We start from the raw sequence: 22,503 nt of genomic DNA, 5'->3' as shown, positions 1-22,503 counted from the left end.
AGCGACATTAGCGGCATTACTCCGATGTTCCAATTGAATATGAAAAGGAGAGGCTTTCATGAGCTACAACCCCGAAATCCCGAGAACCCGGTATGACACCTATGGTGACCGTGAATGGACACGGCTTACGAAGGATGGTCCAGGCGAGCTTTTGTATCAGGTGCATCTGGATATTCTTCAGCGTTACACTAAGCCTACAGATACAGTGCTAGAGATTGGCGCAGGTTCAGGCAGGTATACTAAGGACCTCGCGACCATGTGTTCCGAGTTGACCGTTGCTGATCTATCGAGCCATCAGATAGAATTCAATCAATCCAAAATGCAAGAGCTGTCCCTGATGGATAGAATCAAGGCGTACCATGTGTTAGATGTGCTAGATATGAGTGTATTTGAAGAGGCTTCGTTCGACACTGTGGTATGTATCGGCGGTGTAATTAATTATCTCTTGGACAAAGAGACGGAAGGTATCCGTGAGCTGCTGCGGGTATTGAAGCCAGGCGGTATACTGGTGGTCGGTTCCATGAGCTTCATTGGCTCTTCGCTGTATTATCTGGATGGCATCCGGTATGAGAAGGAACAGTTCGGGATTGAGGCTACCCGGTGGATCATGAACACAGGGATTCAAGATGAAGAACATTATCCCGTGCCCAGCAAGCATTACATCCACATGATGAGAAGCTCTGAATTAGATGCTTTATTTGCCCTTTTTCCGGTTAATATTCTGGAGAGAAGCTCTGCCGGACTATATACGCAAGCGGGAGACGCTGCCTTGGAGAATGCCCGTAACGATCCGGAATTCTGGAAGCTCATGATCAAAAAAGAAATTGCGTTCACCAAATTACCAGGCACCCTGGACTGCGGAATGAATATCATCTACGTGGTGCGCAAGTTATAATCGCTGCCGCTGAATAAGCATGGCTTGGTCGAAATCCCGTCTGCCACAAACAGGCGGGACTTTTTGTATATCCGAAGGAACGGGGGATCACGGGAATGGGAGTATGGACTAGCTCAATGAATGGTGCACCTTGGACCAAAAGTAAAATGAGTACAGCGGTGAAACAATTGCGCGAGCGGGCGCTTATTTCGTACGTCATTGATATAGACAAGCCTCAGGATCTGCAGGAATTAGATCAGCATGTGTTTGCCGAACGCCCGGATCTGGTCTTGTCGATTAGCCAAGCGGACAAGAACGGACGATATACCAAGGAATTGCTGCAGACGATTGCGGAGTTACAGCACATTACGGCCTTGCAGCTCAACCTGAATCATAGCATTGATCTGAGTGTTCTCGGAACGCTGGAGCGGTTGCAGTATCTATCCATTACGGCCAAAAAGCCGGTGGACCTTAGCTTCCTCGCAAGCTTCAAGCAGCTGCAATATCTCTCTGTCCATGGGAAATTTCATGACTTAACGCCGATTGGCGAAGCTTCCAGCCTGGATACTTTAATCTTGCGGACTACGATTCATGAGCTGGAATTTGTCCGCCGGTTACCGAAGCTGCTGTGCCTCTTCATTCACGACTCCATCTTGAAAGGGTCATTGGATGCTCTTGCAGACGTTACCGTCCCCATGCTGAGTCTGGCGGCTATCCGCAACTTAACGAAGGTGGATGCCCTGGAGTCCATGAGCAATCTTACATACCTGCACTTATCCTTGCCGAAGCTAGAGGCTTTGTGTGACTTTTCGAATATGCCGGGTCTCATACAGCTTGAACTCGATCAGATGAAATCCCTGGAGGATATTGACCCTTTATGGACCGCAACGCAGCTTGAAATGTTACAGCTAAGAGAGATTTCAGCAGCCGTGACCGCTAAGGAGTTAGAGCCTTTGACCGCAATGAAGCATCTGAAGCAGGTGGACTTCCAGTTCCTTGATCTCAAAAAAGGAAGGATCGCAGCCTTACGTGAGTCGTTTGCGCAGGCAGGCAAAATCCATCTTCTATATGAGAATATTGCCGAAGCCCAGCGAATAAAGCCCTTGTCGTTAGTGCATTTACGCAAGCATATGGGATTAGTTCAATAAATTAGCGGACGTTGCCATTTATCTGATTGGACTAGCGGAGATTCTGGGGATTAACCTGGAACAAGAGATCATGAGCAAGATCGAAAAAAATGAAAGCAGAGTCTATGAGAATAGGGATGGAGTGCTTGTGAAGGTGAAGGAATAATCTGAAACTAAGGAGTGCATCCATGAAATATTATAAGAAATTAACCGGAGCGAAGTGTTACTTAAGCACGGTGGCTCCAGACGATGCAGAAGCCTGGACCCGCTGGTTCAATGATCTGGAGGTGACAGCGCCGCTTGGAAATGAAGCTTATATCCTAACGTCTTTGGACAAGGAGCGTGAAGGAATAGATCATGCTCTCAAGTCTGGAGCACATATGTTCAGCATTGTGGACCTGGAGAGTGACATGGCCATTGGACGGTGCCTGCTGTTTGATGTCAATCTGGTCGACCGGAATGCCAAGGCAGGAATTTTTATCGGCGATAAGGAGTTTTGGGGCAAAGGATTCGGCTCTGATGCCATGAGACTGCTGCTTGATTACGGATTCAATCTGCTGAATCTGAACAATATTATGCTGGGGACGTTCGCCTTCAATCAAAGGGCCATTCAATGCTATAAGAAGGTCGGATTCAAAGAGATTGGCCGGAGAAGACAGGCACGCATTATCGGGGGCGTGAAATATGATGCAATCCTGATGGATATGCTGGCCGAGGAATTCGAATCGGTATTCGTGAAGCCGATTATCGCAGGCTCGCAGGTAAGTCAATAGGGTAGCTGTACAAGACAAAACACCGCTAAGGCACCTGGCGGTGTGTTTTGTTTTTTTCCGGCATCTATAAATGCATTAGTGGCGAGCTTCGTGCATAAGCACCCCGATGGTATGGAAAAACTTATATAGTGCAGATAAACAGCATGATTAGATTTCTTAGGAGGTTAGCATAATGACAACTCAGGACCCGAAGGAGCTTTTGAAGCGTAAACATGAGCAGGACGAGGAGAAAAGACAGTTCACTAACTTTGCCCGGGCTGTATCCGAAGACGGGGAAGTAGAAGCAGGCCAGGAATTCAGTCATGACCGGCTGCCTGACGACCAGAACCGGATGAAATCGGTGGAGAACAGACAGAACTGAGCAGGACCCTGACAGAAAAGTACAATGGATGGACCCTCAGGAAGCCTTCCATGCGTTCCTGAGGCTTTTTTTGTTTATTATTGTATACATACACTACTCATGGAGGTTCATTTATGGTTTTTATCATCTCAATTACCATCGTAGCCATTTTTGCATTATGGGGAGCTGTAGCGCCTGATCAGATGGCAGCTACAGCTAATGCTGCGTACAATTTCTCCATCCATAATTTCGGCTGGTTCTATTTGCTGGCTACTTTGTTCTTCCTGATCTTCACTTTTTATTTAGCCTTCAGCAGATTCGGCAGTATCCGGCTGGGAGACGATGACGACGAACCGGAATATTCCACGATATCCTGGCTGTCGATGCTATTCAGCGCAGGAATGGGGATCGGGCTGGTCTACTGGGGAGTGGCTGAACCACTGTCCCATTATTTATCTCCGCCGGAGGGCGTAACAGGAGGGACGACAGAAGCAGCGCGGATCTCCATGCGCTATTCTTTTTTCCATTGGGGACTGCACCCATGGGCCATCTATGCCGTCATCGGCTTGACGCTTGCTTATTTCCAGTTCCGCAAAGGGTACAAAGGCTTGATCAGCTCCGCTTTTATCCCTCTACTCGGGGAGCGGCTGGTATCCGGCTGGCTGGGCAAGGCCATCGATATTTTGGCGGTGATTGCCACCATTTTTGGAGTAGCGACTTCGCTGGGTCTCGGGGCTCTGCAGATTAACGGAGGTCTGCATTATTTATTCGGACTTCCGAACACCGTAGCCGCTCAGATTGCAATTATTGCGGTAGTGACCGTGCTGTTCCTCATCTCCGCTACCAGCGGTCTGGACAAGGGAATCAAAATTCTCAGCAACACCAACCTAGTGATCGCCGTTCTTTTGATGCTGTTCGTATGGATAACGGGTCCGACCTCGTTTATCTTTGATACCTTTACAACCACATTAGGCAGTTATCTGCAAAACATCGTCAATATGAGCTTGAGGTTAACGCCTTTTTCCAAGGGAACCTGGGTCGGGGCGTGGACCTTATTCTATTGGGCCTGGTGGATTGCCTGGGCACCCTTTGTCGGAACATTCATTGCGAGAGTATCCAAAGGAAGAACAATCAAGGAATTTGTCATTTGTGTGCTGATTATACCGAGTCTGTTCGGCTTCATCTGGTTCTCGGTATTTGGCGGAACGGGCATGCAAATGGAGCTCTTCGATGGTGTCCAGCTGGCTGAAGCCGTTAAAGGAGACACGACCACCGCCCTGTTCGTCATGCTGGAGCAATTGCCCTTAGGCACCATAGTATCGTTAATAGCTACGATCCTGATTATGATCTTCTTCATTACATCAGCCGATTCGGCTACCTTTGTACTGGGCATGCTGACGTCAGACGGCAAGCTGAATCCCAGCGCAAGAGTCAAACTAACCTGGGGCATTCTGCAATCCTCCATCGCTGTTGTGCTGCTGATTAGCGGCGGACTGGGCGGCCTTCAGACCGCTTCCATTGTAGCTGCGCTGCCTTTTGCCATTGTCCTGATCGGCATGTGCTTCTCCCTGCTTAAAGCGCTCAAGGAGGAGGACAAAGAGCGCCGTCAACGGGAAAAGCGCCAACGTCAAAAGCTGAAGCGGCTGCTGGAGGAGCATGAGGCAAGTGATTTAAAGGAGTTACTACAGTAGTAACACTTAATTAAAAAAAATCTCTACAGGCCCTGCTCCATGAACAGTGTTATCCTTAATACACATAAATTTAAATATTTAAAAGGGTGTGTGTTAAAGATTACAACGAATAACCTGATAAAGGAACATACAGGGATGGAGCTAGTAGTAGAGAACTTATTAAAAGATTTCGGCGATAAGCATGTGTTGACGGGTGCGGATTTTGTGTTTGAGCAGGGGAAGATTTACGGTCTGCTTGGCCGCAACGGGGCCGGGAAGACGACATTGTTCAATTGCTTAGGCGGGGAAATGCAGGCGGATCGCGGAAGCATGAAGCTGGTACAAGGCCATTCCAGCCGTGATTTGCAGCCTGAGGATGTCGGTTATGTCTATTCACTGCCCATTTTGCCGGAATTTCTAACCGGATATGAGTTTATCCGTTTTTATATTGATGTGAATCAGGCAGCGATTGCAGACCGGGGAGACGATATAGATGCGCTATTCGACTTGATGTCTATTGAGGAGAGCGACCGCCACAAGCTGATTAAGCATTATTCGCACGGCATGAAAAACAAGCTGCAAATGCTGCTTTTCCTGCTAATGAAGCCCCCGGTCATTCTGCTGGATGAGCCGCTGACCTCATTAGATGTTATCGTGGCCTTAGAGATGAAGAAGCTGCTGCGGGAAATGAAGAATGAGCATGTGCTGATTTTCTCCACGCATATCCTGCAGTTGGCCGCCGATTTATGCGATGAGCTGGTGGTACTTCATAGAGGCAAGCTAACGCGCGTATCGGCAGAGGTGCTGAAACAGCCGGATTTTGAGCAACAGGTGATTGAGTTGTTGACTGAAGATGACGCCAGCGAACCCGGGATAGGGAAGGAGGACGCCTATGCCGGAGATGCTTAATACTATGGTCCGCATCTGGCAGCTGCAGATTGCAGTCTTTGTGAACAAGCTGATCTTTTATACCCAGCGTCTGCCTCTAATCGGGAGGTTGATTACAGAGCGGGCGTATGCGGCTGTACAGGCCAAGCGGAGGTCGGGTGTTGTCGCTGTCGTTCTGATCCTTTTGGGCGGTTTAGCCGAGAGCCTGCTCTACTTCGGAGTACTGCTCGCGCTACCCATTGCTCTGTGGACACTCGACTGGGCGGCGGATGAACGGCTTGATTTGTTTATGCATATATATTTCTGCATGAGTGTCTTGCTGGCAGGGGTATCAAGTGCGAAGGTGCTGGAATCGAATAAAATGAAATATACTGCGGTCCGGCTGATGCGGATTGCGCCTACAAGGTATATGCGGGCAGTACTGGTTAACCGGTATGCAACCTTTCTGGTGTACCAATGGATTGCCATGATGATGACTGCCGGCAGCTTAGGCCTCTCGGCACAGCAGGCACTCTTGCTGGTTGGGGCTGTGACAATGTGGAGGATCTTATGTGAACTGCTGCATTTGAGACTTTTCCGGTATTCCACAATTATACTGGTGAAGAAGACAGGGCTCGTCTCACTGGTCATGCTGGTCTCACTTGCTGCGGCTTATCTGCCATTCACAGGGTTGATTGATGTGCCTCTGTTCGGTGCCGCAGTCCTTGGGCAACCGCTGCTGCTGGTATTGCTGCTGCTCAGCGGTCTGGCCGCCGGATATATACTGCTGCTCAGAACGAATTATACGGATGCGGTAAGAGCGGTGACCAGCTTCGATGATCCGCTGCTAAACATGGAACGGATGCTGCTGGATCTTCAACAAAAAAGTGTACAAACGGACCGCACAGACAATAGCGGGGTTCTTCCTGCTCAAGACAAGAGGGGGTACGCCTATTTGCACTCTGTGTTTGTTAAACGGCATAGGGGACTTGTAGCCGCACCTTTTCATAAAAGGTTAGTAATCATCAGCATAATCGGCGTTCTCTTAGCGCTTTCCTCGCTGTTTTATAAGGAGTCTCTGAATGTAACACAGCTTGAACGGTATGTATCCTTTATCATTCTGGCGATGTTTCAACTGACAATGGGCAATCAATGGTGCAGAGCACTGTTTCGCCATTGTGACCTGCCGCTGATGCGGTATTCCTTCTACCGGAAGGATGCGCTGCAGCATTTCCGCTTGCGCCTCCGCTGGCTGCTGGGTAGAAATATACTGATTGGAGGGAGCCTGGCGGCTGTTCTGAGTGTATTTATCCTGATCGTCGCGGAAGGAAGGTTCCATCCGATCCTTCTTCCAATATGGCTGTTAACGCTGGCGCTGGCAGTGATTTTCACAGTACATCATTTACTGCTGTATTATCTCCTCCAGCCTTACACCCCGGATATGACTACGGGTAACCCCTGGTTTACATTGCTAAACAGTCTGGGTTCGATTGGTTTCCTTGCAGCATTCTTGCTGCGCCCGACCCCCTGGATATTAGCTGTCACCATCGCCTCGCTCACTGTCGTTTATTTAATCAGTGCATTCCCGCTTGTCTCACGGTACTCATGCAGCAGATTCAGCCTGAAATAATTAATATACAATGGATGAACCCTCAGGAACGCGATCCTAGCGTCCTGAGGGTTTTTAGCTTTTGTTTCATTTCTTTTGTCCGTTCATATTCAGTTCATATTGACGTCACGGGGAATACACTTTCATTGGTTAAGCTTACATCTTAGCAAAAGAAGAAGTAGAAAGAGAGGGAGTCAAATGAGATTATTTGAGATACTTTTAGTTCTATCCTGTTTCGCGCTACTCGCAGATCTATTGTTTATCAGAAGAGGTGCAAAGACAACAGGGCTGGTTTTGGGGATCGGAAGCAGCGTTATATTGGTGGTTCAATTATTGGTAGAGGGATACAGATGGCAGTTGCTTTTGGTATATATGATGACGGCGTTACTCATACTCATCGTTATACTCAGGCATTTAGGTAAGATAGGGAATATAGGGAATATAAAAGCAGGGAAGCTGTTGAAATATAGTTCATCTTCCATCATCGTCATTCTGCTTGTTATATCTACCGCCCTGTCTGTATACTTGCCCGTCTTTCATTTGCCGAAGCTTGAAGGCCCTGAGAAAGTGGGGACTCAAACCTTTCATTTTACGGATCAGAACAGAGATGAAATCTTAACGGAAGATCCAGGCGATAAGAGGGAACTAATGGTTCAAGTCTGGTACCCTACTGGGAATAGCAATAACCACAAGAGTGAAGCACTTTTTCCAAAAGACAAAGAAATGTTCAAAAAATATATTCAGACCTACTCTGATTCTTTGAGTCTGCCGGATTTTGTATTCGATTACTGGAAGTATAGTAAAACCAACTCCTATGAAAATGTAGAAATATTACCTTCTACAAGTCCTTATCCCGTGGTACTGCTATCCCATGGTATGGGAACCAGCAGAGTTCTACATACCTCGCAAGCCGAGAATCTGGCCAGTCACGGGTTTATCGTGTTCACCATCGATCATACGTATAGCACCTTTGCTACCATTTTTCCGGATGGCCGTGTAACGGACTATACAACAAAGATGACCACCGTAGCAGACCGCAAGGAAATAGGTAATATATGGACGGAAGACGTGGAGTTTGTCATCAATCAAGTGGATAAGCTAAATTCAGGTGCAATCGAAAGTCAATTTAAAGGAAAAATTGATCTAAATCATGTAGGCGCAATGGGGCATTCTTTCGGGGGGGCAACAGCGTTTAATACTACTTATCTAGATCCTAGAATCAAGGCCGGGGTCAATATGGACGGGTCATTAATCGAAGTGGACAATAGAGATGATCTAAACAAGCCGTTTATGTTCATAAGATCCGGAGTTTTTAAAGACTGGTTGACAGATTTCAAGAAAGGTACCAATCCGGATAACGAAATAACGAAACAACTTTCAGATGAGCTGCACATTATGCAAAATGTGATCAATCAAGGGGGGCTTGCGATTTATGTGGAAGGTACCCAGCACTTCAATTTCACCGACCTTCAATTCTATTCTGAGCTGATTAAGCTGACTGGAATCACAGGCGACATTAATGGTAAACGAGGATCAGACCTCGTAAATCAATATGTCCTCGATTTCTTCAATAAGCAGTTGAAAGGAGAAGGCGGACAACTGCTCGAAGGTCCAAACGACAGCTATCCCGAGGTGAAATTTATAAAGCCCGAAGACCTTTAATATGAAACAATATACGATTTTGATATAATTACAAACAATTTCGGGAGCAGCACTCCCTTCTTTATACTATTCTGAGAATAGAAATAAGAAGGGGGTGCTGCTTATGATCGTTCAGGCTGCGATAGGAATTCTGTTGATTCCATTCCTGTTTTTCGGTATACGGGCTATAGTTCATTCTAAATGGTGTGACAAACTAGCCAGACAGCAGGATAAACGGTTCACTTATTATATCAGTCAAGAATACGTTGACGGCAAGGAATGCCGCCGTTAAGAATCGATGCCGGCAGCAGCAGATTGCTTGCGGAAGTCTTGCGGGATCTGACCTAATTGTTTACCGAACACATACGAAAAGTAACTTGCCGTTTGAAACCCGCAGGCCATGGCGATCTCTCCAACAGGCATTGTAGTCTCTTTCAGCATCTCACAGCTTTTTTGAAGACGATAGCGGGTCAAATAATTATTGGGTGTCCAGCCAACATGCTTTTTGAATAGCTCACAACATCTGCTTCTGCATACTGAACCGGCGGCGGCAATTTCATCAATGGTTAGTTTAGCGTCATAATGCTGGTGAATATACCCGGTCATTTTACGAATCGTCATCCATATCTGTTCATCATTCGGATTGCCCTCTGCCTGCTGTATATGATCGGCTATACCCGCACATATGGACACAGCCTGGGATATTAACCGGAGCAGGTTCCCTTCATTGCTGTGCACCTCATCATATAACGTAGTTAGTGCAAGCAGTATTTCATGCTGCCAAGGCATTTGGGAAGATAATAATAAGAAATCGTCGGTGCCGGAACCGAATTTTTCTTCAAGATATGCTTTTCCCGCAAGCGTGTTTTCGCCCAGTAGTGCAGGATGAATGACGATGACCAGAAAAGTACAATCGCTTTCCTTAGCAGAGAAGCCATAGTGAAGGCGTTTACTGTTAACAAAAATTCCGTTCCCTTTACCGAGCTGGACCGTTTGTCCGTTCACATAATAATCCATTGTGCCATCCAGCACTAGGATGAATTCCAGGTCCGGGTGCCAATGATAAGCGGCCGCGAAGCGGTCGAATTGATGCAGTGCTCCTTTTTTAGCATACAGCGGGAAACCCGGCAGATTATAATTCAGTCTTTCGGATAAATCAGAGAATACCTCAAGGACGAATTTATCCATAGCTACACCTCATTAGTTGAATATACGATTTTGACATAATGATAACTGATTCGGGAGGGGAAAACAAAAAAAACGTATCTCTAACTCAAAAACAAGGGGTATCTCAAGCAGCCTTTTCATGGCTTATGGGATCCCCCTTTTATTTTAAGAAAAACGCCTAACCAATAACGAACATCGTTCTTGACGAACAGTGTTCGTTATGTTATAAATGTATCAGCTTAACTAATTCATACGCTTATTTAAGGAAAGGAGGAGAGCGTTTATGTCAGATACAAAGGATAGCCGCAGTGTTCAAGCAGCCTTTTCCTTAAAACAGATCCTGCCCATACTTCTCGCTGTTGCTTCAGGGATGTTCCTGGTGATATTAGACAGCACCATCATGAATGTAGCTGTTCCGAAATTAGTAAGTGCCTTCGATACCAATCTTAGTACGATTCAGTGGGTCATCACGGCGTATACCTTGTCTTTATCGGCAGTCATTCCGTTAGCCGGCTGGTTCTCTGACCGTTTCTCGCCCAAACGGATGTTTATGATTAGTATTGTGTTATTTGTACTCGCTTCTGTGCTGTGTGCAATGGCCACCACTCCTAGTCAGCTTATCATTTTCCGTATCATTCAAGGTTTGGGCGGAGGCATGGTGGCTCCCATCGGAATTGCCACTGTATTCATGGTCGCTCCACCTGATAAAAGAGGTTCTGTCATGGGCATCCTCGGGATCCCGATGCTGCTTGCTCCTATTCTGGGCCCCTTATTGTCGGGCTGGCTGATCGAGTACATCAATTGGCACTGGATCTTTTTCATCAACGTACCGGTTGGCATCTTGGCTTTATTCATGGCCTGGAGGTACTTACCTGCATCGGATGCACAAGCCAATAACAAGCTGGATGTGACCGGTGCGCTTTTGGCTCCTATTGCCTTTACTTCAATTGTGTTTGCCGTACATCAAGCAGGAGAGAAGGGGTGGTCCAATCTATGGACGTTAGCTCCTCTGGCCTGGGGCTTGGTTATACTGGCCATCTTTATATGGAATGAGCTGCGGCAAAAGCATCCGCTGCTGGAGCTACGAGTATTCCGTTCGCCTACCTTTGTGCATGGCATTTCTGTCGCCTGGCTGAATCAGATCGCTTTGTTCGGAAGTATCCTTTTGTTCCCGCTGTATTTACAGCAAGTGAGAGGGCTAACTCCTCTTGAGGCTGGATTATATGTGATCCCGCAAGCCCTGTTATCTACTGTCGGGATTAACGCAGGCGGCCGGTTATTTGACCGTTTCGGTGTTCGCCCGGTAGCCATCATGGGTATTCTGTCCCTTTGCGGGTCCTTGCTTGCTCTGACGCAGATTGATGCCCATACCAGTTCTCTATATATCATTTGCAGCTTTGCTTTTGCAGGGCTTGGTCAAGGATTAACGATGATGCAGATTAATACACATGTCCTCAGATCAGCTCCCAAGGAATTAATCAGCCGCGTTACGCCCATAACCACTTCAGCACAGCAAATCATGTCCAGCTTCGGCGTTACCATCACGATGGCTTTTCTGGCCAAACAAATCAGGGGACTTCCCGCACAGCATTCACCCGATCAATTAGGTCATGCCTTCGGATCAACCTTCTGGATTACTTTGGGCTTTGCAGTGATTGCATTGGTTTTATCTTTGTTTTTTGCAGGTAAGAAGCAAGATTCTTGAGAAAATACTATCAAACAAAGGAGATGTCTACACATGACAACTGTTAATTCTACCGAACAACGCCGGATCGCCATTATTGGGGGTGGACCAGGAGGGCTAACGCTCGCCCTGATTCTGCAACAGCATGGTATTTCCTCGACGATTTACGAACGTGAACATGAGGACCTTAGCCATGAACGCGGAGGCTCCTTAGATATCCATGAAGAATCCGGGCAACTCGCTTTGAAGGAAGCCGGATTATATGAAGCTTTTCTGCAGGCAGCAAGGTTTGAGGGCGAAGACTTCCGGCTCATGGATAAGACGGGGACTATATACCTGGATGAAGTGGCCGATGAAGAGATCTCGGAAGGGCAGAGACGCCCGGAGATTGACCGTGGTGTGCTTTGTGACTTGCTATTAAACAAATTAGATCCGTCTACCATTCAATATGGGTATAAACTGGAGAAGGTTGTATCTCTGGGCGAGGGTAAGACGGAGCTTCATTTTGAGAATGGACATATCGCTGTGGCAGATCTTGTCATTGGTGCGGATGGCGCCTTTTCCCGCGTTCGCCCTCTGCTTACCGATACAAATGTGGAATATTCAGGTCTGACTATGCTGGAGCTTAACGTTATTGCAGCCGATCACCCGGATCTGGCAGCATTCAACGCACGTGGCAAGATGTTTGCACTGGATGATCACAAAGGGATTCTGGGCCAGCTGAACGGCAACGGACGGATCAAAGTATATGCGAGTTTCAAGGTAGAGCGGGACTGGTTAGACGATATCCGGAACGATAACCCGCAGGAGATAAAGGCAAAGCTGCTTGAGCTGTTTCACGATTGGAGTGAACCGCTCAAGAATTATATCCGGTATGCGGAAGATGCTGTTGTGCCCAGACGGATTTACATGCTGCCTGTCGGCTTTCGCTGGGAACGGAACTCTGGTGTCACGTTGATCGGGGATGCTGCACATGTCATGTCTCCTTTTGCCGGAGAAGGGGTGAATCTTGCAATGCTGGATGCGCTGGAGCTGGCTCTTGCCATAGTAAGGAACAAGCAGACATCAGTGGCCATTGAAGAATATGAGGAGAAAATGTTCCAGTATGCCTCAGAGAAAGCATATGTCTCTAACGAAAATCTCATCCTGAGCTTCTCACAGAATGCAGCACCAAAATTTGCCGAACTGATACAATCTTACCAAGTTCAGGCTGATCAGCTGGGATGAGGTTATCTTCCGCTATGTATTTACTATTGTCTTCCGGCATGTTATAAGAAAAGTATGATGAAACCAAAACGTGAAATTGTGAGCCGCCGCAACCGGCCAGCCAAAGACCCCCTCAGTCATGAACTAATTGTCAAAACCGCGTATGAGCTGCTGAAGCAGGAAGGGACCTCCGGTATGAGCATGAGGAAGGTTGCCAAGCAACTGGACACTGGACCTTCCTCCCTGTATGTTTACGTCAAAAATTTGCAGGAATTGAGTTCTTATGTGCTTGACCTTGGTCTCGGTGAGTTGAACCTGCCGGAGCTGACGGACGATAACTGGAAGGAGCAGTTATTTCAAGCACTGCATGCTTATGCGGAGCTGCTTATCGAGCAACCCGGATTAGCTGAGCTGTCTCTACAGACGATTCCTATTGGGAATCATGCTTTTCGTCTGAATGAGTATTTACTTACCGTCCTCCAGAAGGGAGGAATCACCTCAACGTCCGCTGCTTGGGGAACGGACCTGTTGCTCCTGTACGTGTCTTCCATTTCCTTGGAGAAGGCAAAGAGAGCAAACGAACTGATGGAAACTGCCCAGAGTTACTATAATGAAGCAGATCCGGTACGGTTTCCGTTGATGAACAGTCTGAAGACTGATTTATTCTCGGGAGATACTGCCTCCAAGGAGAGGTTCTTCTGGGCCATTGAAGTAATACTTCAGGGGATATTGCACAAACAGTTAGGAGACAATGGTAAGTAATCAAGCGACGAAGATCATGAGAGAGGTGTCTATTGAAATGGAAGCGAATCAACCGACGAAAGTAACTGTACAAGCCGTGGTTCAAGCCCCTATCGGGAAGGTATGGCGCTACTGGACCGAGCCGGATCACATCACGAAGTGGAATCAGGCGTCCGAGGACTGGCATGCGCCGAGAGCCGAGAACAATCTGCAGGCCGGCGGTACCTTTCTGACACGGATGGAAGCGAAGGACGGCAGCATGGGCTTTGATTTTGGCGGCGTATACGATGTCGTGAATCAGCACGAAGTGATCAGTTACACCATAGAAGACGGAAGAAGAGTGGAGATTACGTTCGTCGATCAAGGGAATGAGACGAAGATCATTCAAACATTCGATGCGGAAAAAGCCAACCCCGTCGAGCTCCAGCAAGCAGGCTGGCAAGCGATCATGGACAATTTCAAAGCGTATACCGAGCACAATTAACTATCAAAGAAAGGCGCCTGGGATCCCAGGCGTTTTTCTTTTTGAAGCCTTAGTAGGAGCATACTCTTCGTTCAAAGAAGGAGAACAGATGTTTTAAATATGACATAAGGTGACATGATTAAGCTTTATAATGATATTAAATCAACGAGAGGAGCAATAAATCATGAGCAGAAGAATCATTTTAGACTTGGCAGTTACTTTGGATGGTTACATTGAAGGGAAGAATGGGGAAGTGGACTGGTGCATTATGGACCCTGAGCTGGAGTTCACTCAATTTTTGAATCAGGTGGACACCATATTTTATGGAAGAAAAAGCTATGACCTATTTGGACAATACATTCCGAAGGATGAAGATTCGGATGCTGACAAAGAAATTTGGGCACTAGTTCATAGTAAAGAGAAATATGTGTTTTCCAGGTCGCAGCAGGGGGAGGGTCATGAAGCTATTTTTATAAACGACCATATTCTCGAAGAAGTAAACAAAATCAAACAGAGACCCGGTAGAGACATCTGGTTATATGGCGGAGCAAGTCTGATTACAACGTTTATCCAATTAGGGCTTGTGGATGAATTCAGATTATCCGTACACCCTGTAGTTCTAGGAGAAGGAAAACCGCTGTTTGCGGATATCAAAGAACGGTTGAATTTGAAATTGGCTCATACCAGAACCTTCTCCTCCGGACTTGTTCAGCTCATATACCATTGGGATGGTGAGCTTGATGCACGCTAATGATATCGTCATTAAAGGCGCGAGAGAGAATAACCTCAAAAACGTAAATGTCCGCATTCCGAAACGGAAAATCACGATCTTCACCGGTGTCTCAGGTTCGGGCAAATCTTCGCTGGTCTTCGACACTATCAGTGTCGAAGCTCAGCGGCAGCTTAATGAGACGTTCTCCGCATACATCCGCAACCGGATGCCCCGGTATAGTCAGCCAGACGCCGATCTTATCGAGAACTTGTCTACGGCCGTTGTCATCGATCAGAAAAGACTCGGCGGCAACTCCCGTTCGACGGTTGGCACGATCACGGATATCAATGCTATGCTCCGGCTGCTGTTCTCCAGAATCGGCAAACCGTTCATTGGCAATTCGCATGTATTCGCCTTTAACGACCCGGCCGGTATGTGCCCGGAATGCTCGGGAGTGGGGCAAATGGTGCAGTTCGATGTAGAGAAGCTGCTTGACAGGTCCAGGTCGCTGAATGATGGCGCGATTCTGTTCCCCGCTTTCAAAGTGGGGGGCTGGTTATGGAATACATATGCCCATTCCGGACTATTCGACAACGATAAGCGGCTCGCTGACTACACACAGGAAGAGATGGATGTCCTCCTGCATGGCAAAGAGAGCAAGATCGTGTACAACACCAAGGGCGGAGCCATCGAATCGGATTACGAAGGTCTGCTGCCCAAGCTCACACGCCTGTATCTGAAGCGGGACAGCAGCGAGCTGTCCGAAGCCAAACGCGAATCCATTGACCGGTTCTTGTCCTACAGCGAATGCAGCCTGTGTAAGGGGAGCCGGCTTAATCAAGAAGCCTTAGGCTGCCGGATTAACGGATACAACATCGCTGAGTGTGCGGCTATGGAGATTGGCGGGCTTATTTGTATCATCGAAGCCATTCAGGAACCCGTTGCCGGGCCTATGAAGGAGGGAATCCTGACCCGGTTGAATCATCTGGTCTCGATCGGGCTGGAGTATCTCAGTCTGGACCGGCAGACCTCAACGTTGTCGGGCGGGGAGTCGCAGCGCATTAAGATGGTCCGCCATCTGAGCAGCAGTCTTACCGACATGATCTATATCTTTGACGAGCCAAGCGTCGGGCTGCATCCGCGGGATGTTCATCGTCTGAACGGCATGCTGCGCCAGCTCAGGGAGAAAGGGAATACGGTGCTTGTTGTTGAACATGACCGCGAAGTGATGGAAATCGCTGATTATATTATTGATGTAGGACCTCATGCAGGTGCCCGTGGCGGTACAATCGTCTATGATGGTGACTTTGCAGGCTTACTCCGTGCGGATACGTTAACGGGACGGTACTTGAAGCAAAGTCTGCCCTTGAAGACATCTGTCAGAGTGCCAAAGGGACGAATGAGCGTAGCCTGCACCAGCTTGCACAATCTGAAGGAGGTGAGTGTTGATATCCCTGTTGGAGTACTGACTGTGGTAACGGGAGTTGCCGGCTCAGGTAAAAGTACGCTGATTAACGGAGCCTTCCTGTCCTCACATCCGGAAGCCATCGTCATTGATCAGTCGGCTGCAGGCACATCCATCCGCTCTAATCCGGCCACCTACACGGGAATAATGGACGACATCCGCCGGCTGTTCGCAGCCGCCAACAAGGTTAGCGCTTCCCTGTTCAGCTTCAATTCCAAGGGAGCCTGTGCCAACTGTCAGGGTCTAGGCATGATCTACACAGATCTGGCGTTTCTCGAGCCCATACGGACGACTTGTGAAGTGTGTGCGGGCAGGCGGTTCAGCGATGAAGTATTGACCTATAGACTCAATGGACAATCCATCAGCGACGTCCTGGCTATGACCGTGCGGGAGGCTTCGGAGTTCTTCAGCAAGAAGGAGCTGCTCCGCAAGCTGCAGACACTGGAGGATGTGGGACTTGGGTACGTAACGCTGGGCCAGCCTTTGAGCACCTTGTCGGGCGGTGAGTGCCAACGCATCAAGCTGGCTGAAGAGCTTCACAAAGAGGGCAGCCTATATGTTATGGATGAGCCGACAACCGGACTGCATATGTCCGATATCTCAGGGCTGATGGACATCATGAACCGCCTCGTCGACAGTGGCAACTCCGTGGTGGTCATCGAGCATAATCTGGATGTGATCAAGAGTGCAGACTGGATTATTGACATGGGTCCCGAAGGCGGACACCGGGGTGGGCAAATCGTATTCGAGGGCACACCTCCCCAGCTTGCCGCTGCTGAACATTCTATAACAGGTACGTATCTGCGCAAGGCTATTCATTCTAATTTATAAGAGTAACCTTATAGCAATCTTGAATGAGCATCCCATATCAAACGTATCTTCGTTCCCTCTTCAGGATTCGAGTGAACCTCAATTCGCCCTTTCATAGCCTCGATCAAGCCTTTGGTTACCGCCATACCCAGGCCTGAGCCGACATCGGGTGCCGCTGTATCTGTGCCGCGATAGTAACGTTCGAACAGCTTCCACACTGTCTCCTGATCCATTCCGCGTCCATTATCGGCAAATTGAACAATGAAATCGCCTGCCTCTTTACCTGGCTGCACACTTACAATCAGCTTCGCGTCCGGCGGATTATGGAGCAGGGCATTGGCGGTCAGATTATCAATGATCCGTTCAAAGGAGGGAATGTGTACATAACCCTGTACCTGAGCCGGGGCAGGCTGGAACGTAATGCGGCCCTCACCATAAGCCGGGTTACGCTCAGCACGCTGTACCAAATCCTGAAGCAGAGCATTGATATCCGTTAGCTCAACAGGGGGCTGGTATCCGCCACTGCGCAGACGATAAGTCATGGCCAGGTCGCTTACCAGCCTGTCCATGTACATCGACTTGTCTAACATAATGCCCGCGAATTCCCGTACTTCATTAGAAGCCCACTCGTATCTCTCTGCTTCCAGCATATGTGCATAGCCCTGGATGGAGGACAGGGGTGTCTTTAGATCATGGGTGATTCCAGCAATCCATTCCTCGCGAAGAGAGTCGGTCTGTCTGCGGAGTTCTTTATCCTGTTTCAGAGTATCGGATAACGTCTGGATGGAACGTAACACTTCCGTATATACCCGATATTTCCGCCGCCATTTCCCGTTCTTCTTCTGGCTAAGCGGCCTGCCGCGGGGGCCGGCCGGCTCCTCATATTGTCCTCGTTCCAGCCGCTGCAGCCATTGGAGCATATGGAGCATAGGATAACCGAACAGGTTGGCATACCAGACAGCAAGCAGGATCAGCAAGCCGATAATAGATACCAGAAGTGCAGCCAGGGCTGGACCAAAAATAAATCCGAAGGGGTTCTCATTGCTCCCCGCCGGCTTGCTCCCAAGTGGAACACTAAGCATCCAGGTAGAATGGTTCTGCTCATCATAGCTGGTCACTGCAGTCATTCCATACCGGGCGGGGTAACGTGTACGCAGAATCAGATCCTGGATGCTGTAGCTGTCCGGAATCCCTGCTGCGGGCTTGTTGAATGAAGCCATCTCCTGCCCCTGTTCGTCCAGAATCTGAAGATAGGCATCCGCCGCGCGGATGATGTCCTGCTGCCCGGATGCCAGTTCAAGCTTGTTATTTGCATAACGCCCCCCGTTATATGCTTGCTCCAGTATGGTTACGGCCTGGTTGTTCTCTCCATACAGCAGGGTGAAATTGATCCCTTGTCGTTCCCGGATAAGCAGATATAGCTCGTAGGGAAAGGGCTTTTGTCCTTGCCAATAGGATATGAGCTCTCCAGGTTTATAGTGATTCGGCACATCAGGAGGAGTATGAAAAGCATCCAGCACACGGCCTTGCTCATCGAGAATCTGAAGCCAGCCGTTGTTCTCTTCGATTCGCTTCAGCAGACCGGGATCATACTTAACACTGCCGTCCGGCAAAATATCGGCTGTACTGATTAGCTGGTCGAGCCCGACAGTGGCGAAATCTTCAACAAGGCTAGCCTCATTCAACTGCTGAATGACCCAGTAAGCTATACTCCCGCCTATGATCAAGATCAGAATCACCGTACCCGCAAGCAAGCCAATGAACCGCGTCATTAATCTGCGTCTTATACTCATCGCCCAGGCCCCATGTCGGACTGAATGAGCTTATACCCTAGCCCGCGAACGTTCACCAATAGTTCAGGGTTGGAGGGATCTGCCTCAATACGCTCACGAATCCGGTGAATATGCACCATGACGGTGTTATCATCACGAATGGCCTCCGATCCCCAGACCCGCTCATACAATTCAGACTTGGTGAAGATACGATTGGGATGTTTGCAAAAGAACAGCAGCAACTGGTATACCAGCGCTGGGCAGTTCACGGGCTGGCCTTCTACCCTAAGTTCACCGGCTGGCTCCACGACCTGAAAGCGTCCATAATCATAAATGCCTTCCTGTGGCACCTGTTCTGCTTCCGTCTGTCTGGGCAAATATCGTCTCAGCAGGGATTTGATCCGTGCGACTACCTCCAGCGGGTTAAACGGTTTAACGACATAATCGTCTCCTCCAACCGCAAAGCCGGTCAGCTTGTCATAATCGGTAGTTTTCGCAGTCAGAAAGAGAATAGGGGCATCTGTAATTTGACGCAGAAAAGGGCAGACTTCCAGCCCGCTTCGGCCTGGAAGCATTACGTCCAGCACGATGCAGTGATAGATTTTCTTTTCACATGCCGCAATCGCCTCTTCACCGGTAGTGACCGTATCAATATCCAGGAATTGCTCTTTGAGCAATACCGTTCGGAGCATATGCAGAATCGCCTGTTCATCATCAACAAGCAAAATTGAAACTTCATCCATGACGAAATAGAGCCTCCCAGCTTTTTATACAAGTATCATACCATTCTGAAGCACTGTGTTGCGTGCCGGCAACCTTAACGGATGCTTAATTTTGGAGATAGAACACGCTGCAAAGTTAAGATAGACGTAAGAGTGGGTTAGACGGCAGATAAGATTGATTTCGTACACTGAACTGGAAAGATATCGTGCTAACAAAGGAGTGCAGGGAAATGACTAGAGTATATTCGAAAAGCTGGAAGCTGCTTGCCGTAGTGCTGGGTACGTGTGTGATATTATCTGCCTGCGGCACCTCGAAATCAGCTGAACCGCAAGAGCAATTACCTGTAGAACAGACATCCAGTCCATCCCCATCTGAGGAAGCTGCGAACGGAGCTGGGGAGGGCACAATGATTACACCTGACAATTTCATGGATACCTTAATGAAGGGATCGAAGGAGGACATCTACAAGCAGATGAGTCCGGAGCTACAGGGAATCATATCGCTGGACGAATTCAAGACGACTGCCGATAGCTTTATGGAAGGCGTTGCTTCATGGGAGAAGGTTACGGAGTTTAAAATGAACAATCTGATTGAAAGCTCATGGAAGGATCAGACGGGGACTAAGGGGATTCAAGCCTCTTTCGCCGAAGATTACCAGATTGCGGGGCTGCTTATTCAGCCGCTTGAAGCTCATGAAGCAACGGATAAGGCGTTGACCAAGACTGCATTCCAGTTTCCGCTGAAGGGCGAATGGTTTGTGTTCTGGGGCGGGAACGATGTGTTATCTAACTATCATTATGCTCATGAAACCCAGCGTTACGCACTCGACATTATCCGCACTCAGGATGCTGCAAGCTATGAAGATAAGGGAACGGACAACGAGAACTATTATGCTTTTGGTGAACCGATCTATGCAGCAGCAGATGGAAGGGTGGTTGAAGTCAAAAATGACATCCCGGATAACACTCCGGGCGTGATGAACGCTGAAGAACCGGCCGGGAATGTTGTGGTTATTGATCATGGAGACGGGGAGCACAGCATCACAGCACATCTCAAGCAAGGCAGTGCAGCCGTCAAAAAAGGGGATAACGTTCAGCAGGGAGATCTTATCGGACATCTTGGTAATTCAGGGAACTCCAGTGAAGCACACTTGCATTTTCAAGTATCAGACGGGCCTGACATCTTTACTTCGCGTTCGCTTCAGATCCGCTGGGCCGATCAGAGTCAGAACCTGACACGGGGGAATTCTTTTCAGGGACTGCCCGATTAATTGCGTCAGTTTTTATAAACGGCATACTTTCCAAAGGACTCTTGCACCCGCAAGAGTTTTTGCCGTTCCAAGTAACGTACATGTGCTGAGGTCTCCCCAAGCGCAAACCGCGCGCTGTCATTGTCAAAAACCTTGGAGAACAGTCTCAGGCTAATGTCATATATCGTCAAACCGGCGCTTCCAGCCTCCTGCACAATGTCCAGGACATGATTGAGCCGCTCCTTATGATGGGCGATCACAGATTCAAAAAAGCCGGTCTGCGGCTGAAACACCGGTCCGTGTCCAGGCAGAACGGTGCGGATATTCCGTCTTTGCAGCGCGTGCAATGTCTTAAAATATGACGCCAGCGGATTATCCTCATCGTCTTCGTACTGATAGGTGATATTGGGCGTGATTGTCTGCAGCAGCAGATCCCCGCCAATCAGCGCCTGACGTTCCGCATTCCAGAACCCCACGCTGCCCTCAGCATGGCCACCGCCGAGCACGATCTCATACGGCTCCCCGGCGAGCGTGATCGAGTCCCCTTCCAGCAGGTTTACCTTCGTTCCTGTAATTGGGGAAATTTGCTGGAGCAGCTGCGAATCCAGCACAGCTACCTCCTGAGCAAGCACCTCCGGCATTCCGCTTTTTAAATAAAATTGGAGATTTCGCTCTCCCTGCTCTTGGCTATAATAGTGCTCCGCCAAGGCATAAGTCTCGCGGCTTGCGAGCACCTCAGCTCCTGCCCAGCGCTGCATCTTACCGGCAAATCCATAGTGGTCAGGATGGAAATGCGTAATGTAAATGTTGCGGATCTCAGAGGGCTTTATATGGAGCTGATGCAGCGTCTGCACCCATGATTTCTCGGTAATTACGGTGTCCAGCCCGGGATCGATAACACTCCACCAGGCCCCGTCCTGAACAAGATAGCTGTTCACGTGATTGAGCCGAAAGGGGAGCGGGATGCGAATCTGATAGATTTGCTTCAGCGGTGTCTCCATGTATTGATCTCCTCTTTATGTAAATCGAAGTTTAGTGAGAACTATAGATCAATGCAGAGCCTTTCGTCAATGGCTTATAGATTTTTTTGTTGTGATATAGAAAAATTCAATTAGACATTCAATGCCTATCGGTTTAGTATGAATAAAAATGTTTCATAGGCAAACAAAAAGGAGATGAACATCCATTGGCCGCCGTTTTAACTAGAGAAGAAATAGAGCCGGTTCTGACCGGTACAAAGTTTCATCAGTTTCTGGGCATCCGGTTAGAAGAAGTGAACGATCAGTCCCTTACCATCCGGCTGCCCTATAATGAGCTCTTCTATACCTCCGCCGATGGATATATCCACGGGGGGATTCTTGCCACTGTCATCGACATCGCCGGATATTTTGCCGTGTTCAGCCAACTGAACCAGCCGGTACCGACGGTCGATCTCAAAATCGACTACTTGCGTCCCGGGAGGGCGGGGGATCTGCTGTTTACCGCTTCCGTAGTTAAGCTGGGAAGGACCGTCAGCATCGCCGATATCGTGGCAGCCGATGAATCCGGTAAAGCCGTTGCAATTGGAAGAGGATTGTTCAGCTCCAAACAGGAGTAAGAAACTAACAATA

21 protein-coding genes are annotated in these 22,503 nt (G+C 48.4%); 17 read left to right on the top strand and 4 right to left on the bottom strand.

The window, feature by feature from the left end; translation table 11 throughout:
* Positions 1-58 precede the first annotated feature (58 nt).
* The 9 genes from MKY96_RS12065 to MKY96_RS12025 all read left to right on the top strand — a co-directional run bounded on the left by MKY96_RS12065 (position 59) and on the right by MKY96_RS12025 (position 9,193).
* Positions 59-895 carry a class I SAM-dependent methyltransferase gene (locus tag MKY96_RS12065; protein ID WP_340940636.1) on the top strand — a complete coding sequence of 279 codons (837 nt, stop codon included), beginning with the start codon at positions 59-61 and terminating at the stop codon, positions 893-895.
* A gap of 116 nt (positions 896-1,011) precedes the next feature.
* Positions 1,012-2,022, top strand: coding sequence for a hypothetical protein (locus MKY96_RS12060; RefSeq protein ID WP_340940635.1), 1,011 nt, complete (start codon positions 1,012-1,014; stop codon positions 2,020-2,022).
* A 167-nt stretch (positions 2,023-2,189) separates the two neighbouring features.
* Complete coding sequence (locus MKY96_RS12055) at positions 2,190-2,774, top strand: GNAT family N-acetyltransferase (RefSeq protein WP_340940634.1); 585 nt, start codon at positions 2,190-2,192, stop codon at positions 2,772-2,774.
* Between the two features lie 172 nt (positions 2,775-2,946).
* Positions 2,947-3,135: a hypothetical protein gene (locus MKY96_RS12050; protein WP_340753538.1), complete on the top strand. Its 189-nt coding sequence runs from the start codon at positions 2,947-2,949 to the stop codon at positions 3,133-3,135.
* A gap of 113 nt (positions 3,136-3,248) precedes the next feature.
* Positions 3,249-4,805, top strand: a complete 1,557-nt coding sequence (locus tag MKY96_RS12045) for a glycine betaine uptake BCCT transporter (protein ID WP_340940631.1) — start codon at positions 3,249-3,251, stop codon at positions 4,803-4,805.
* Positions 4,806-4,940: 135 nt separating this feature from the next.
* A complete protein-coding gene (locus MKY96_RS12040) occupies positions 4,941-5,693 on the top strand; it encodes an ABC transporter ATP-binding protein (RefSeq protein WP_340940629.1) in 753 nt (250 codons plus the stop codon).
* Positions 5,677-7,281 (top strand): hypothetical protein, encoded by a 1,605-nt coding sequence (locus tag MKY96_RS12035; RefSeq protein WP_340940626.1) that lies wholly within the window; start codon positions 5,677-5,679, stop codon positions 7,279-7,281. The genes MKY96_RS12040 and MKY96_RS12035 overlap by 17 nt, the downstream gene beginning before the upstream one ends.
* A 177-nt stretch (positions 7,282-7,458) precedes the next feature.
* The gene (locus MKY96_RS12030) at positions 7,459-8,922 is read left to right on the top strand and encodes an alpha/beta hydrolase family protein (protein WP_340940624.1); all 1,464 of its coding nucleotides are present in this window, start codon (positions 7,459-7,461) and stop codon (positions 8,920-8,922) included.
* Between the two features lie 103 nt (positions 8,923-9,025).
* The gene (locus MKY96_RS12025; RefSeq protein WP_340940621.1) at positions 9,026-9,193 is read left to right on the top strand and encodes a hypothetical protein; all 168 of its coding nucleotides are present in this window, start codon (positions 9,026-9,028) and stop codon (positions 9,191-9,193) included.
* Here MKY96_RS12025 and MKY96_RS12020 read toward each other — a convergent pair.
* Complete coding sequence (locus MKY96_RS12020; RefSeq protein ID WP_340940619.1) at positions 9,190-10,089, bottom strand: AraC family transcriptional regulator; 900 nt, start codon at positions 10,087-10,089, stop codon at positions 9,190-9,192. The genes MKY96_RS12025 and MKY96_RS12020 overlap by 4 nt on opposite strands.
* A 262-nt stretch (positions 10,090-10,351) precedes the next feature.
* Between MKY96_RS12020 and MKY96_RS12015 the strand changes: the two genes are divergently transcribed.
* The 6 genes from MKY96_RS12015 (at position 10,352) to MKY96_RS11990 (ending at position 17,170) form a co-directional block, all read left to right on the top strand.
* Positions 10,352-11,773, top strand: coding sequence for an MDR family MFS transporter (locus MKY96_RS12015; RefSeq protein ID WP_340940618.1), 1,422 nt, complete (start codon positions 10,352-10,354; stop codon positions 11,771-11,773).
* A gap of 33 nt (positions 11,774-11,806) precedes the next feature.
* Positions 11,807-12,979 (top strand): FAD-dependent oxidoreductase, encoded by a 1,173-nt coding sequence (locus MKY96_RS12010; protein ID WP_340940615.1) that lies wholly within the window; start codon positions 11,807-11,809, stop codon positions 12,977-12,979.
* 54 nt (positions 12,980-13,033) lie between these two features.
* Positions 13,034-13,720, top strand: coding sequence for a TetR/AcrR family transcriptional regulator (locus MKY96_RS12005; RefSeq protein WP_340940613.1), 687 nt, complete (start codon positions 13,034-13,036; stop codon positions 13,718-13,720).
* Positions 13,721-13,757: 37 nt separating this feature from the next.
* Positions 13,758-14,183 carry an SRPBCC family protein gene (locus tag MKY96_RS12000; protein WP_340944539.1) on the top strand — a complete coding sequence of 142 codons (426 nt, stop codon included), beginning with the start codon at positions 13,758-13,760 and terminating at the stop codon, positions 14,181-14,183.
* A 163-nt stretch (positions 14,184-14,346) separates the two neighbouring features.
* The gene (locus MKY96_RS11995; protein WP_340940611.1) at positions 14,347-14,913 is read left to right on the top strand and encodes a dihydrofolate reductase family protein; all 567 of its coding nucleotides are present in this window, start codon (positions 14,347-14,349) and stop codon (positions 14,911-14,913) included.
* A complete protein-coding gene (locus MKY96_RS11990) occupies positions 14,903-17,170 on the top strand; it encodes an excinuclease ABC subunit UvrA (protein ID WP_340940609.1) in 2,268 nt (755 codons plus the stop codon). Before MKY96_RS11995 ends, MKY96_RS11990 begins: the two co-directional genes overlap by 11 nt.
* An 8-nt stretch (positions 17,171-17,178) precedes the next feature.
* On the opposite strand, the gene MKY96_RS11985 is transcribed toward MKY96_RS11990, so the two are convergent.
* Entirely contained in the window at positions 17,179-18,942 is a 1,764-nt protein-coding gene (locus tag MKY96_RS11985) for a sensor histidine kinase (protein ID WP_340940607.1), read from the bottom strand.
* Positions 18,939-19,664 carry a response regulator transcription factor gene (locus MKY96_RS11980; protein WP_340940606.1) on the bottom strand — a complete coding sequence of 242 codons (726 nt, stop codon included), beginning with the start codon at positions 19,662-19,664 and terminating at the stop codon, positions 18,939-18,941. Before MKY96_RS11980 ends, MKY96_RS11985 begins: the two co-directional genes overlap by 4 nt.
* Before the next feature lie 209 nt (positions 19,665-19,873).
* Here MKY96_RS11980 and MKY96_RS11975 point away from each other — a divergent pair, with 209 nt between their 5' ends.
* Entirely contained in the window at positions 19,874-20,914 is a 1,041-nt protein-coding gene (locus tag MKY96_RS11975) for a M23 family metallopeptidase (RefSeq protein WP_340940605.1), read from the top strand.
* Between the two features lie 5 nt (positions 20,915-20,919).
* Here MKY96_RS11975 and MKY96_RS11970 read toward each other — a convergent pair whose 3' ends face one another.
* Positions 20,920-21,894 carry an MBL fold metallo-hydrolase gene (locus MKY96_RS11970; RefSeq protein WP_340940603.1) on the bottom strand — a complete coding sequence of 325 codons (975 nt, stop codon included), beginning with the start codon at positions 21,892-21,894 and terminating at the stop codon, positions 20,920-20,922.
* 185 nt (positions 21,895-22,079) lie between these two features.
* Between MKY96_RS11970 and MKY96_RS11965 the strand changes: the two genes are divergently transcribed.
* Positions 22,080-22,490 carry a PaaI family thioesterase gene (locus tag MKY96_RS11965; protein ID WP_340940602.1) on the top strand — a complete coding sequence of 137 codons (411 nt, stop codon included), beginning with the start codon at positions 22,080-22,082 and terminating at the stop codon, positions 22,488-22,490.
* The last annotated feature ends 13 nt before the right edge of the window (positions 22,491-22,503 follow it).

It is taken from the genome of Paenibacillus sp. FSL R7-0302, assembly GCF_038006885.1.
GTDB lineage: Bacteria > Bacillota > Bacilli > Paenibacillales > Paenibacillaceae > Paenibacillus_AQ.
Note: the sequence above shows the minus strand (reverse complement) of the source record. Positions and strands in the feature narration are given on the sequence as shown.